Source organism: Novosphingobium sp. BL-S-20, from assembly GCF_055521635.1.
Map to the genome: position 1 here is coordinate 550,874 of NZ_CM145494.1, position 12,373 is coordinate 563,246.

The following is a 12,373-nucleotide window of genomic DNA, read 5'->3' on the forward strand; positions in this document are numbered from 1 at the left end:
GATTTCAAGGAAGACCCCCGATGCGTCCGCTCTCCCTGTCGCTTGCCCCGCTGGCACTTGCCGCCGCTCTCGCTGCCTCGGCCCCGGCCATGGCGCAGGAAGCGCCTGCCGCAGCGGCCCCCGCAACCGCACCGCAGGGTGAGCCGAAGCTGATCGTGGCGATCTCGGTGGACCAGTTCTCCGCCGACCTCTTCGCGCAGTACCGCGAGCACTTCACCAAGGGCTTCACCCGTCTGCTGCAGGGCGCGGTCTTCCCCTCGGGCTTCCAGTCGCACGCCGCCACCGAGACCTGCCCCGGCCACTCCACGTTGCTGACCGGCGTGCACCCCGCGCGCAGCGGCATCACCGCGAACTCGTGGTATCAGCCCGGCATCGCCCGCGCTCAGAAGGAAGTCTATTGCGTCGAGGATGAGACCAACCCCAAGTCCACGCCGGACAACCCGGTGGTCAGCCCCGCGCACCTGAAGGCGCCGACGCTGGGCGACCTCATGAAGAAGCGTAACCCCAAGACCATCAACGCCGCCGTTTCCGCCAAGGACCGCGCTGCGGTGATGATGAGCGGCCATGATACCGATGCGGTCTACTGGATCGGCACCAAGGGCTTCACAACGTTCGAAAACCGCCGGATCAGCAAGGCGGTCGAAGCCCAGAACGCGGTTATGGCCAAGCGCGCTGCCGCCGGTGACGGGGCGCTGTCGGTGCCGGGCTGGTGCGGCAATGTCGACCGGGCGACGCCGATCAAGAACTTCACCATCGGCACCTACCGCTTCCCGCTGGCGGCTGGCGACTACAAGTCCTACGCCAACGGCCCTCGCATCGACACCGCCACTGCCGAGATGGCCGTGCGCATGGTGGACGAGCTGGGCATGGGCAAGGACGCCGTGCCCGACGTGCTCTCGGTCAGCTTCTCTGCCACCGACAAGGTCGGCCATGCCTTCGGGACCGAGGGTGTGGAAATGTGCATCCAGATGAACGTGCTCGACGAAGCGCTGGCGACCCTGTTCGACGGTCTCGACGCGCGCGGCATCGACTACGAGGTCGTGCTCAGCGCTGACCATGGCGGCTTCGATGCGCCCGAGCGCCAGCAACTGCGCGGCAATCCGGAGGCCACCCGCATCGACCCGGCGCTTTCCGCCGACAAGCTCGCCGCCGCGGTTTCGCAGGATACCGGCGTTGCCGTGAAGAACGGCCCGCTGTTCTACGGCGCGGGCGAATCGGGTAGCGTCTGGTTCTCTGCCGAACTGACGGCGGAGCAGAAGCAGAAGGTCATGGCCGCGCTCGTCGCCCGCCTGAAGGCCAATCCGCAGATCGCCGCGGTCTATACCCAGGACCAGATCATGCAGTGGCCCGAACCCAAGGGCAATCCGCAGGACTGGACGATGGAGCAGAAAGTCCGCGCTTCGTTCGTGCCGGGCCGTTCGGGCGAAGTGCAGATGCTGACGAAGCGCGCGGTGGTGCCCGGCAAGCCCGCGCCTCTCAAGGTCGCCACCCATGGCAGCCCCTGGGACTACGACCGCCGCGTGCCGATGCTGTTCTGGCGCAAGGGTATGGTCGGCTTCGAGCAGCCGACCCCGGTGGAGACGGTGGACATCGCCCCGACCCTTGCCGCGACGGTCGGCCTGACCGCGCCTGCGGGCACCTGGGACGGAAGGTGTCTCGACATCGACGCCGGAGAGGCCGATAGCTGCCGTCGATGAACGACTCTGCAGCGACACAAGACCAAAAGGCGGAATACCGCGACCTGATCATCCTGGGCGGCGGCCTCGTCGGCATGACGCTGGCGCTCGCCGCGGCCCGGGCGGGTATCACCAGCCATGTCATCGACCGGGCCGACCCGGCCGACCTGACCGCCGAGGGCGCGGATGGCCGCGCCTCGGCGATCTCGACCGCGAGCTGGAATCTCTTCACCAACATCGATCTCGCGCCTTCGCTGAAAGACCTCGGCTGCCCTATCGATTCGATTGCCGTCACCGATTCGATGAAGCCAGGCCGGATCGACTTCACGCCCAAGCCCGAGGAAGGCTCGCTGGGCCGCATGTTCGCCAATCGCGACTTGCGTCTCGCCCTCTTCGCCGCCGCGCGGGAAGAACCGAACATCGCCTGGCACGTCCGCACCGAGGCCGTACGCCGGGATCGCGGGCCGCATGGGGTGGAGGTCGAACTGTCCGATGGCCGCGTGCTGAGGTCGAGCCTGCTGGTCGCAGCGGAAGGTCGCCAGTCGCCGACGCGCGACGAGGCCGGGTTCTCGCTGGCCAAGTGGGATTATCATCACCGCGCGATGGTGACCGGATTGTTCCACGAGAAACCTCACGCGAACACCGCCTGGGAAATCTTCTATCCGGCGGGACCTTTCGCGCTGCTGCCGCTGCTCGACGACAACCAGGGCCGCCACCGCAGCGCGCTCGTCTGGACCGTGGCGGAAAAGGATGCGGCGGGCATCATCGCCATGCCCGACGCGATGTTCCTCCACGAAGTGGAAAGCCGCATGCACGGTGTGCTCGGCAAGATCACGCTCTCCGCGCCGCGCATGAGCTATCCGCTGCGCTTCCACCATGCCGGGCATGTGATCGACGAGCGCCTCGCGGTGATCGGCGATGCCGCCCACGGCATGCACCCGATTGCCGGGCAGGGCCTCAACCTCGGTCTGCGCGACGTGGGCGCGCTGGTGGACGTGCTGACCGAAGGCATGCGTCTGGGCCTCGAACCGGGCGATGCGCAGCTGCTGGCGCGCTACGAAAAGTGGCGCAGCCTCGATACTTTCATGGTCATGTCGGTGACGGACGGGCTGACTCGCCTGTTCGGCATTCCCGGCCGCCTGCCCAGCGCGGCGCGCCGCCTCGGCATGGGCGCGGTGCAGCGCCTGCCGAGCCTCAAGCGCTTCTTCATGGACGAGGCGCGGGGGATGTCGGGCAAGCTGCCCGAGCTTTTGCAGGGGTAGGGGGTAGGGAGCCAGGGCGCGACGTTGGAGCCAAAAGACGCGTCATCCTGAACTTGTTTCAGGATCCATCGTGCCGATCGACCCGCCGTCGATGTTCAGAAATGGATACTGAAACAAGTTCAGGATGACGGTGGATATGGGCGCAACGAAGCGTGCGGGGCGCCTCGCTCGACAGTCAGGGGAGCGCGAGGGTGTTAACCCTCGCATCCACCCTTGTTCTTATTCAGACGGAACGGCTTCCGAAGCATCCGCCGAGGGCAGGTCGGTCGGCAGCACGCCGGGTGTCGCCAGCGGGCTGGGCTGATCGACAGCGTGGCCTTCGGCGTCCGTCAACCGGCGCGGTTCCAGCATGGCGGTGGTTTCGAGCAGGTTGAGCGCGTCCTGCACGTCCTGAAAGCGGCGGGCGTCGGCGATCCAGGTCTGCGCGGCCTGGGCGTTGGGCAGGCGCTCGACTTCACTGATCGCATTGCCCATGCGCCGCGCGGTCAGCATCAGGCGGGCGCGGTCGATGCGGGCGGTCGGCGTCAGCAGCGTTGAGGATTCGCGGCGGACCACGAAGAGCGCGGAGAACTGGCGGCGGGCCTTCTGCCACAGGCTTTCGTTGCTCTGATTCTCGCTGAGTTCGGGCGAGAGCGCTTCGAGGCGAGCGGAGAGTTCGTCGATGGTGACGGGGTTCTTCGAGAACTCGATCACCGTCTGCACCGCGCGCGGCTGGGCATTGGTGAAGCGCAGGCGCAACTGGTCGGCAACGTAGCTGAGCGGCTCGCCGCGATCGACCATGCGGCGCGCGGCGAAGGCGATCAGCAGGCCCTCGGCGCGGGCGGCATTGCCCGAGGCGGCATCGGTCTGGAAATCGATCCGCGAGAGGCGGTCCTCCAGCAGTGCGAGCCGTCCCTCGACCGAGCTGAGCGAGGAAAGCTGCTCGGGAGAAGCGGGCGCGGTGGCCGCGGGAAGCGCGGGCGCCGGTGTCGGGGCCGGTTCCGCTGCCGGTTGTTGCTGATCCTGCGCCTGTTCCTCGGCGCGCTGGGGCAGCAATTTATTCAGCAGCCCGTCTTGCGCGGCCCAGACGACCAGAGCGCCACCCAGCAGGAAGGCGATGAAGGCGACGAAGAACACCCCCCCGCGTGAACGAGAGCCGGTAGCCGAAATGGGCGCCGGAGGATTTTGCGGCGAGGTGAAGTCCTGCATCAAGTTTGGTTCTGTCAGTTTACGATCCCGAGGGGAAGTCTTTGCACATCTCGGCGGCCAAGGCCAGCAGTGCGGCATCGTCGGGTGTCTGGGCACTGCGCGCGGAAATCCAATGGTTTCCGGCCCGCTCGGCCACGCGCGGGCCGATGCAGGCGAGGGCGATCCGGCGTCGGTCGACCGAGAGGCGCGTGCATTCGGCAGCGAAATGGGTGGCGGCCTCGCCCGAATGGAGCAGCACGACCGCCGGTTGTTCGAGTAGTGCCGTCAATTCGGCAGGCATGGCGAGCGGTGTGCTGGCATAGACCTCGCGGGTGATCATCGTGTGGCCGCCGGGGAGGACAAGTTCGATACGTTCGCGTCCGGCAAGGCGCAGCAGGCGGCTATGTTCGGGTGCGAGGTGGGCCATGACCGATTGCAGGCCGCCGTGGGCAATCCTCACGACCTTCAGTCCGGCCACGCGCGCGGCCTCGGCGGTCTTCGCGCCGACCACATAGGCGGGAAGGCCGCGATAGCGGCCGATTTCCGCGCCGCCGTGGCGCAGGGCATTGGCGCTGCCGAGCAGCACTGCGTCTACTTCCTCGCGCGGGGCCGGATCCCATGGCAGCGGCGCGACTGCGAACAGCGCAAAGCCGTGAGCCTGAAGCCCCAGTTTCTCCGCTGCCGCTATCGTTGCCGAAGTCCCCGGTTCGGGACGGATGACGATGACCGGCGGCATCAGGGGGCTCAGGCGGCGCCGCTGAAATGCACCGCGATGGCCGGAACCGCGCGGGCGAGCAGGTCGGCGGCGAGGTGGGCCGGGCCTGCGGGATCGCCGGCGGCGAAGCGGGCCTCGCCCTCGACCTTTTCCGCGCCGTCCGGGCTGTAGAGCGCCGCGCGCATGATCAGCGCTTCGCCCTCGTGGCGGGTGAGGACGGCGATTGGGCTATGGCAATTTCCGCCGAGGCCCGCCAGCAACGCGCGTTCGGCAAGCACCGAGGCGCGGCTCTCCGCGTCATCGACGGCGGCGAGAAAGGCCAGTGTGCGCGCATCGCCGGCACGGCATTCGACCATGATCGCGGCCTGGGCGGGGGCGGGGAGCCAGTCCTCCGCGTCCAGCGGATGGCCGGTTCCGGTTTCGCCAAGGCGCTTCAATCCGGCGGCGGCGAGGAAGGTCGCATCGGCTTCCCCGGCGGCCAGCTTGGCGAGGCGGGTGGCGACATTGCCCCGGAAGGTCACGACCTTGCAGTCCGGACGGGCGTGGAGCAGCTGCGCGGCGCGGCGCGGCGCGCTGGTGCCGACCACGGCGCCCTGCGGCAGCGCGCGGATGCTCTCGGCGCCCACCAGCACGTCGCGCACGTCCTCGCGGGGGAGAATCGCGCCGATCGCGAACATTTCGGGGCGAATTGTCTCGACATCCTTGGCGGAATGGACGGCAAAATCGATTTCACCGCTCGCCAGCCAGGCGTCCAGCTCCTTCGTCCACAGCGCCTTTCCACCGATTTCCGCCAATGCGCGGTCCTGAATGCGATCGCCGCTGGCGGTGACGGCAACGATCTCTATATGCGCGGGATCGATTCCGTGTGCGGCGGCCAGCCGGTCGCGCGTTTCCTCGGCCTGAGCCATCGCCAGCGGCGAACGGCGGGTGCCGAGGCGGAAGTTTTGTTTTTGCGTGTCTGTTTGCGTCGTCATCGGCGGGTTGTGCTACCCGGCAATGTCGTCCAGTGGAAGGGTCGTTCAGGGAAAGTTGGAATGCGGACTGTACTGGGCATCGAAAGCTCGTGCGACGAGACGGCAGCGGCGCTGGTCACCAGCGACCGCACGATTCTCGCCCAGCGCATCGCTTCGCAGGACGAGGCGCATCGGCCATATGGCGGCGTCGTGCCCGAAATCGCCGCGCGCGCCCATTCCGAGAAGATCGCGCCGTTGATCGAGGCGACCCTGGCCGATGCCGGGATGACGCTCGACGATGTGGATGCCATCGCCGCGACTGCCGGTCCCGGCCTGATCGGCGGGGTCATGGTCGGCCTCGTCACCGCCAAGGCGCTGGCCATGGCGACCGGCAAGCCGCTGATCGCCGTCAATCACCTCGAAGGCCATGCGCTTTCGCCCCGGCTTGCCGACGGCGATCTGCAATATCCCTATCTGCTGCTGCTGGTTTCCGGCGGGCACTGCCAGATCCTGCTGGTGGAAGGCGTCGGCAAGTTCCGCCGTCTCGCCACGACCATTGATGACGCGCTGGGCGAGGCTTTCGACAAGTCCGCCAAGCTGCTGGGCCTCGGCTATCCGGGCGGCCCGGCGATGGAGCGGCTGGCGCTGGAGGGCAATCCCAAAGCGGTGCCGCTGCCGCGCCCGCTGAAAGGCTCGGACGAGCCGCATTTCTCCTTCGCGGGCCTCAAGAGCGCGGTCATGCGCGCCAAGCAGTCCGGCGAATATGCCGATGCCGATATCGCCGCTTCGTTCCAGCAGGCCGCGATCGACTGCCTGATCGACCGGGCGCGGCGCGCGCTGGATTCGGTCGGCAAGGTCAATGCCCTGGTCGTTGCCGGGGGCGTCGCCGCCAACAAGGCGATTCGCGGCGCGCTCGAAACGCTGGCCGCCGACTACGACCTCGATTTCGTGGCCCCACCGCTGGGCCTCTGCACCGACAATGCGGCGATGATCGCCTGGGCGGGCGTCGAACGCTTTGCGATGGGCCAGTCAGACCCGCTCGACGTTGCCGCGCGCCCGCGCTGGCCGCTCGATCCCGATGCCGAGACCGTGCGCGGCGCGGGGGTGAAGGCATGACAGCTCAGATTGGCGTGATCGGCGCCGGTGCCTGGGGCACCGCGCTGGCGCAGTCGCTCGCGGGCGACGGCAGCGAAGTCCTGCTCTGGGCGCGCGAGCCGGAGCTGGTGGAGCGCATCAATACCGAGCAGCGCAACGCGACCTATCTGCCGAGCGCGGTACTGGCGGAGACGGTGCGCGCCACGAGCGACCTTGCCGAACTGGCGGCGCTGCCGGTGCTGCTTGCGGTGGTTCCCGCGCAGTTCCTCGGCGGCGTGCTGGCGCAGCTTCCGGCGCTCGGCTTCGCGGGCGATCTGGTGCTCTGTGCCAAGGGTATCGAGGCGGGCAGCGGGCGGCTCATGGCCGAAGTCGCGGCAGGCGCCGTGCCGACTGCCGAGATCGCGGTGCTTTCCGGCCCGACTTTCGCCCATGAAGTGGCTGCCGGGCTGCCGACTGCAGTGACGCTGGCCTGTTCGGGCGGCAAGGCGCAGTGGCAGCGGCTCTCGCCGGTCATCGCGCGGCCTGCGCTGCGCCCCTATTATTCCGACGACGTGATCGGGGCCGAGATCGGCGGCGCGGTGAAGAACGTGCTCGCCATCGCCTGCGGTGTCGTCGACGGCCTCAAACTCGGCCAGAATGCCCGCGCGGCGCTGATCGCGCGCGGCTATGCCGAGATGCTGCGTTTCGGCCTGGCGCGCGGCGCCCGCGGCGAAACGCTTTCGGGCCTCTGCGGCCTTGGAGACCTCGTGCTGACCTGTTCCTCTACCTCCAGCCGCAATTTCTCGCTCGGCCTCGCGCTCGGGCAGGGGCTGACCGCCGCCGAAGCGCTTTCGGGCAAGAATTCCGTGGCCGAAGGCGCCGCGACTGCGCCGGTTCTCGCCGAAATCGCCCGCCGCGATGCCATCGAGATGCCGATCGCCGAGGCCGTCTGCCGCCTGCTGGAAGGCAAGGCCCCGGCCGGAGAGGTCGTCGCCCAGATTCTCGCCCGCCCGCTGCGTGCCGAGCAGGAGCCGCTTTCTTGACCGACGCCGTCGCCAGCCGCACCGCAGCGGAGCAGGCCAAGAAGGAACACGACGATATCGCGGCGCTCGCCAAGGGCGGCCGCACCAATCTCTTCGGGTTCTTCCTGCGCCTTGCCGCGCGCATTCCCTTCCTGTTCATCGCCGGTCGCGCCTCGGTTTACGGCCCGGCGGCGCTGGGGCGCTTCGCCTCGGCGCTGGTGGTGATCGAACTGACCTCGATGATCTGCACGATGGGCGAGAAGCGCGGCCTCGCGCAGCGCCTGTCGGACAGCGAGGGGCAGGCCCATCCGGCCAACGTGATCGCCGACGGCATGGTCATCGCCCTGATCGCATCGAGCGTGGCGGCGCTGTTCTTCTGGCTGGTGCCCGCGCCGATGTTCCCCGGCGGGCACTATACCCAGATCGACCGGCTGATGGTGATCGCCATCCTGCCGCTGACGATGACCGAGATCTGGCTGGCGGCGCTCGCCTACCGGCTACGGGTGACGCCCACGGTCTGGTCGCGCGCGATAGTCGAGCCGTGGACGATCTCGATCCTTGCCGGGGCGATGATCTGGGTCGCGCCCGAGAGCGGGCTTTCGATCGCCTATATCGGCTCGGTGCTGGCGGCGGCAATCACCGCCTTCATTCCCTTCATCCGCGAATACGGGTTGCCGCAAGGCTGGCGTCCGCGCTTCGGCGACATGCGGCGGCTGGCGCTGCGCTCGACCCCGATCGCGCTGGCCGACACGATCGAATGGGCGACCCGCCGCGTCGACATCTTCCTGCTCGGCTTCCTGGCGCCATCCTCGGCGGTCGGTGTCTACTATGCCGCACAGCAGGTCGCGAGCCTGCCGCAGAAGCTCAAGACCAGCTTCGAGCCGGTGCTCGGCCCGGTCATCACCCGCAATCTCAAGCAGAAGGACTATGCGGCGATCGCGCGGCAGGTCTGTCAGGTGGGCTTCTGGATCACCGCCGCGCAGGCCGGCATCGCCCTGGCGCTGGGCATTCCGGGCGCGGGCGTGATGGGCCTCGTCGGCCGCGAGTTCGTCGGCGGCACCGGAGCGCTGGCCTTCCTGCTCGCCGCCGAAGTGGTGGCGGCCACGGCCGTCGTCAGCGAGGCGGCGCTCGTCTACGTCGCCCGCATGCGCAACCTCGTGGTCTCGGTGGTGACGATCGCGCTGCAGGCGGTGCTGACGCTGGGCGGGATTCTGGCGATGCAGAAGCTGGGCTACAATCCGCTGTTCCAGGCCGCCACGGCGGCGGCCGCGCTGATGGTCTCGCTGGGCTTCGCCTCGCTGGTGAAGTCGAAGATGCTGGCCGGCTACCTCAAGGAGCCGATCAACAACTGGCGCTGGGCGCTGGTCTGGGCGGCGGCGCCTGCGGTGGTGCTGGGCTATCTCGCTACCCGGTTCCTGTCGGAATGGGCGGCGCTGGCCTTCGGCATTCCCGCGATCCTCGGCTCCTATTTCCTGGTGATCTGGAAGAAGGCTTTCGGCCCCGAAGACCGCAAGCTGTTCCAGAAGACCAAAACCGCGTGATTTCCGTCTCTCAGGTGGTTTCGCAGCGGAGAGCCTTGCTCTAGGCTTTCCCGCATGAATCCCCGCCGCGCTTCCATCGTTGCCGCCGGTGCCGCATTTTGTCTGGCACTTTCCTTCGTCTCGACCCGCATGGAAGGCCCGGTCTTCATCGGCCGCCTCCAGCACGATGCCGAGGCGGCGCGCGACCGCGCCGGGGGCAAGGGCGTCACTCTCGCTTTTCGCGACCGGTACGGCTGGCTGACCCGCCATCCGGTGCTGTCGGGCGGCAAGGACCTCGATGCCGAGACCCGCACGCGGGTCGCCGCCGCGGTCGATGACGTGGCCGGGATCGGCGGCATCCGCTGGACCCGCGACGGCGAGGGGCAGGTGGCCAAGCTGCGCTGCCAGAACGATGTCGAGGCCATCCTCGCCTCGCGCACGATCCGCTTTACAGAAGCGAGTGCCCGGATCGACCCGGTCAGTGAGCGTCTGCTCGACGAAGTGGCAAAAGCGCTGCGCCCCTGCCTCGGCAGCATCATCGCCGTGACCGGCCATACCGACGCCACCGGTAATCCGGAGGCGAACAAGGCGCTCTCGCTGGCGCGGGCGGAATCGGTGCGCTGGGCCTTGATCGGGCGCGGCATTCCCGCCGACGGGCTGCGGGCTGCGGGGCTGGGATCGAAGACGCCGATCGAGGGGCTGGACCCGCTCGACCCTGCCAATCGCCGCATCGAGTTCTCGGTGATCGCGAGTGCGCCGATCAAGCCGACGCCGATCGATACGCCGGGTGCGGAATGAGGACGCAAATTACGATGAAAGGAGCCGCCGATGCCGCTATGGCTTGAGATGGCCGTTTCGGTGCTGCTGACCTATATGGCGGGCTTCGGCATCGGTTGGCTGGTGTGGAACCGGAAGGGATAAGTTGTGGTGGAAATGATTTCGGCCAATTGGCTGATATTCGTCGTTGCGTTGCTGGTCGGCATCGCGATTGCCTATTGGCTGTTCGCGCGCGCCTCCAAGCCTGCGCCGCGCCAGCACCGTCCCGACGTGCTGGACGAAGGTGCGGCCCCGGCACAGCGCAACCAGGCGCTGATAGACGATGCCCCGCCCGCCGCGCAGTTCACGGCTCCGGTCCACATCGATCCCCCGGCCATGGCGGGAACGATGGCCGGTATCGGCGAAGTGATTGCGGTGGCCGCGCAAGAGGAAGTGGACGCGGCAAAGGCTCCGCCTCAAACCATCGCGGCGGAGCCGGAAGCAGCGCCCGTCGCTGCGACCCCTGAGGGCGATGACTTGCGCAAGATCAAGGGCCTCGGCCCCAAGATGCTGACCCTTCTTCATGCGCTGGGGATCACCCGCTTCGAACAGATCGCGGCCTGGAGCGATGCCGATCTCGACGAACTCGACGGCAAGCTGGGCGCCTTCGCGGGTCGCCCGCGCCGCGATAACTGGGTCGAGCAGGCGCGCCTTCTCGCCAGCGGCGATACTGGCGCTTACGAAGGCAAGTTCGGAAAGCTCTGAGCCAGAGACCAGAACGCCAAAAGGGGCGGGAAGTGCGAACTTCCCGCCCCTTTTCCGTTTCCCGCTTGGGAAGGTTCAGGCTGCAGCCTTGGTGCCGAAGCGGCCGTGGTTGCGGAACGGCGTCATCCAGCGGTCGAGGAACAGTTCCAGCGGACGCGGGGCGATGCCAAGGTCGGTGAGACCGGGCAGGCTGCCGCTGGCGACGTTGCCGGCCTTGAGCAGCTTGAGCTGGTCGCCGCTGATCGGCGTGCCCGGCAGCGCGGCGATCAGGCTGGAGATGCCGTCGGACAGTTCCACGAAGCTGCGGTCGCGCTGGGCGGCTGCGGCGATGCGCTTGTTGAGGTTGACCATCGAGATCACTTCCGGACCGGCGATCTCGAAGGTCTTGCCGCCGTGCACTTCGGGCGCGCTCAGCGTTTCCGCGACGGCGAGTGCGACGTCATCCACGAAGATCGGCTGGAGCTGCGCCTGCGGGGCGAAGACCGGCAGGACCGGCAGGCGCGAGACGAGGTTGCCGAACATCATTAGGAAGTTGTCGTCCGGGCCGAACATGACCGAGGGACGCAGGATCGTCGCGGCCGGGAAGGCGGCCAGCACGGCCTTCTCGCCTTCGGCCTTGGTGCGGGCATAGGCGACGCTGGACGAGGCGTTCGCGCCGATGGCCGAGATGTGGACGAAGGCCGTTGCACCGGCGGCCTTGGCGGCAGCGGCGATGCGGCCTGCGCCTTCACCCTGCACGGCGTCAAGATTGCCGGTGAAGGCGCCCACGAGGTTCACCACGGCATCCGATCCGGCCAGCACTTCGGCCAGCGATTCGGGCTTGGTCACGTCGACGCCCGCGAACTGTACCTGGCCGATATTGCCGAGCGGCTTCAGGGCGTAGGACTTCTTGGGGTTGCGGCTGGCGATACGCAGACGCGCGCCGCGGGCGAGCAGTTCCTGGGCAACGTGCTTGCCGACGAAGCCGCTGCCGCCCAGCAGCGTGACGATCTTGCCGTAGAGAGGGTCGGTGGCTTGGCTCATGATCAGAACGGGTCCTTCAGCGTGGCGCAGGCGCGGCTGAAGGAGAAAATAGCCGCCTGCGCCGGTTTCGCGCATGATAAGCGCCCTTGGCACAAGCCCGGTTCCCGAGCAACCGGCGGCAGGCGCTGGACCGGGATTTTGCCTTTTTTCGTGTGATTTGAAAAAAGTTGAAGGAGGGCCGTTGACACGAATCGAGGACCCGCTTAGAGGCGCCCTCCTACCCGGCGAGGACGGCACAAACGGCCCCCTCGCTTCCGTGCCCAGATGGCGGAATTGGTAGACGCACCAGCTTCAGGTGCTGGCGCTCGCAAGGGCGTGGAGGTTCGAGTCCTCTTCTGGGCACCATTTCTCAGGCAGCTGAGAAACGGCAGGGGCCGCCGCAAGGCGGCCCCTAGTCGTATGTGCCTTGCACATTCCATTTCCTCGAAAATTTCGGCAGC

Annotated in this window: 11 protein-coding genes and 1 tRNA gene; 8 read left to right on the forward strand and 4 right to left on the reverse strand. The window is 67.8% G+C overall.

Going from position 1 to position 12,373, the window contains the following annotated elements; translation table 11 throughout:
• The first annotated feature begins 20 nt into the window (after window positions 1-20).
• Window positions 21-1,697, forward strand: a complete 1,677-nt coding sequence (locus ACZ1II_RS10315) for an alkaline phosphatase family protein (protein ID WP_465146345.1) — start codon at window positions 21-23, stop codon at window positions 1,695-1,697.
• Window positions 1,694-2,938 carry a UbiH/UbiF/VisC/COQ6 family ubiquinone biosynthesis hydroxylase gene (locus tag ACZ1II_RS10320; RefSeq protein ID WP_465146346.1) on the forward strand — a complete coding sequence of 415 codons (1,245 nt, stop codon included), beginning with the start codon at window positions 1,694-1,696 and terminating at the stop codon, window positions 2,936-2,938. The genes ACZ1II_RS10315 and ACZ1II_RS10320 overlap by 4 nt, the downstream gene beginning before the upstream one ends.
• 219 nt (window positions 2,939-3,157) lie before the next feature.
• Here ACZ1II_RS10320 and ACZ1II_RS10325 read toward each other — a convergent pair whose 3' ends face one another.
• From ACZ1II_RS10325 to hemC, 3 genes are all read right to left on the reverse strand, one after another.
• The gene (locus ACZ1II_RS10325; RefSeq protein WP_465146347.1) at window positions 3,158-4,054 is read right to left on the reverse strand and encodes a hypothetical protein; all 897 of its coding nucleotides are present in this window, start codon (window positions 4,052-4,054) and stop codon (window positions 3,158-3,160) included.
• 91 nt (window positions 4,055-4,145) lie between these two features.
• The gene (locus ACZ1II_RS10330) at window positions 4,146-4,841 is read right to left on the reverse strand and encodes a uroporphyrinogen-III synthase (RefSeq protein ID WP_465146348.1); all 696 of its coding nucleotides are present in this window, start codon (window positions 4,839-4,841) and stop codon (window positions 4,146-4,148) included.
• 8 nt (window positions 4,842-4,849) lie between these two features.
• Window positions 4,850-5,794: a hydroxymethylbilane synthase gene (gene hemC / locus ACZ1II_RS10335; protein ID WP_465146349.1), complete on the reverse strand. Its 945-nt coding sequence runs from the start codon at window positions 5,792-5,794 to the stop codon at window positions 4,850-4,852.
• A 60-nt stretch (window positions 5,795-5,854) separates the two neighbouring features.
• Here hemC and tsaD point away from each other — a divergent pair, with 60 nt between their 5' ends.
• From tsaD to ACZ1II_RS10360, 5 genes are all read left to right on the forward strand, one after another.
• Complete coding sequence (gene tsaD / locus ACZ1II_RS10340; RefSeq protein ID WP_465146350.1) at window positions 5,855-6,889, forward strand: tRNA (adenosine(37)-N6)-threonylcarbamoyltransferase complex transferase subunit TsaD; 1,035 nt, start codon at window positions 5,855-5,857, stop codon at window positions 6,887-6,889.
• On the forward strand, window positions 6,886-7,890 hold the full coding sequence (locus ACZ1II_RS10345) for an NAD(P)H-dependent glycerol-3-phosphate dehydrogenase (RefSeq protein ID WP_465146351.1): 1,005 nt from the start codon (window positions 6,886-6,888) through the stop codon (window positions 7,888-7,890). Before tsaD ends, ACZ1II_RS10345 begins: the two co-directional genes overlap by 4 nt.
• Window positions 7,887-9,410 (forward strand): lipopolysaccharide biosynthesis protein, encoded by a 1,524-nt coding sequence (locus tag ACZ1II_RS10350; RefSeq protein WP_465146352.1) that lies wholly within the window; start codon window positions 7,887-7,889, stop codon window positions 9,408-9,410. Before ACZ1II_RS10345 ends, ACZ1II_RS10350 begins: the two co-directional genes overlap by 4 nt.
• A 54-nt stretch (window positions 9,411-9,464) precedes the next feature.
• Window positions 9,465-10,187 carry an OmpA family protein gene (locus ACZ1II_RS10355; protein WP_465146353.1) on the forward strand — a complete coding sequence of 241 codons (723 nt, stop codon included), beginning with the start codon at window positions 9,465-9,467 and terminating at the stop codon, window positions 10,185-10,187.
• A gap of 135 nt (window positions 10,188-10,322) precedes the next feature.
• A complete protein-coding gene (locus tag ACZ1II_RS10360) occupies window positions 10,323-10,910 on the forward strand; it encodes a hypothetical protein (RefSeq protein WP_465147277.1) in 588 nt (195 codons plus the stop codon).
• A gap of 75 nt (window positions 10,911-10,985) precedes the next feature.
• On the opposite strand, the gene ACZ1II_RS10365 is transcribed toward ACZ1II_RS10360, so the two are convergent.
• Complete coding sequence (locus tag ACZ1II_RS10365; protein WP_465146354.1) at window positions 10,986-11,933, reverse strand: complex I NDUFA9 subunit family protein; 948 nt, start codon at window positions 11,931-11,933, stop codon at window positions 10,986-10,988.
• Window positions 11,934-12,191: 258 nt separating this feature from the next.
• Here ACZ1II_RS10365 and ACZ1II_RS10370 point away from each other — a divergent pair.
• Window positions 12,192-12,278 (forward strand) — tRNA-Leu (locus ACZ1II_RS10370).
• Window positions 12,279-12,373 lie beyond the last annotated feature (95 nt).

What these genes read in the sequence shown, in the direction of transcription:
- ACZ1II_RS10365 (WP_465146354.1), bottom strand. Translation starts at nt 11,933, where the DNA reads ATGAGCCAAGCCACCGACCCTCTCTACGGCAAGATCGTCACGCTGCTG.
- ACZ1II_RS10360 (WP_465147277.1), top strand. Translation starts at nt 10,323, where the DNA reads ATGATTTCGGCCAATTGGCTGATATTCGTCGTTGCGTTGCTGGTCGGC.
- ACZ1II_RS10315 (WP_465146345.1), top strand. Translation starts at nt 21, where the DNA reads ATGCGTCCGCTCTCCCTGTCGCTTGCCCCGCTGGCACTTGCCGCCGCT.
- tsaD (WP_465146350.1), top strand. Translation starts at nt 5,855, where the DNA reads ATGCGGACTGTACTGGGCATCGAAAGCTCGTGCGACGAGACGGCAGCG.
- ACZ1II_RS10320 (WP_465146346.1), top strand. Translation starts at nt 1,694, where the DNA reads ATGAACGACTCTGCAGCGACACAAGACCAAAAGGCGGAATACCGCGAC.
- ACZ1II_RS10330 (WP_465146348.1), bottom strand. Translation starts at nt 4,841, where the DNA reads ATGCCGCCGGTCATCGTCATCCGTCCCGAACCGGGGACTTCGGCAACG.
- hemC (WP_465146349.1), bottom strand. Translation starts at nt 5,794, where the DNA reads ATGACGACGCAAACAGACACGCAAAAACAAAACTTCCGCCTCGGCACC.
- ACZ1II_RS10345 (WP_465146351.1), top strand. Translation starts at nt 6,886, where the DNA reads ATGACAGCTCAGATTGGCGTGATCGGCGCCGGTGCCTGGGGCACCGCG.
- ACZ1II_RS10355 (WP_465146353.1), top strand. Translation starts at nt 9,465, where the DNA reads ATGAATCCCCGCCGCGCTTCCATCGTTGCCGCCGGTGCCGCATTTTGT.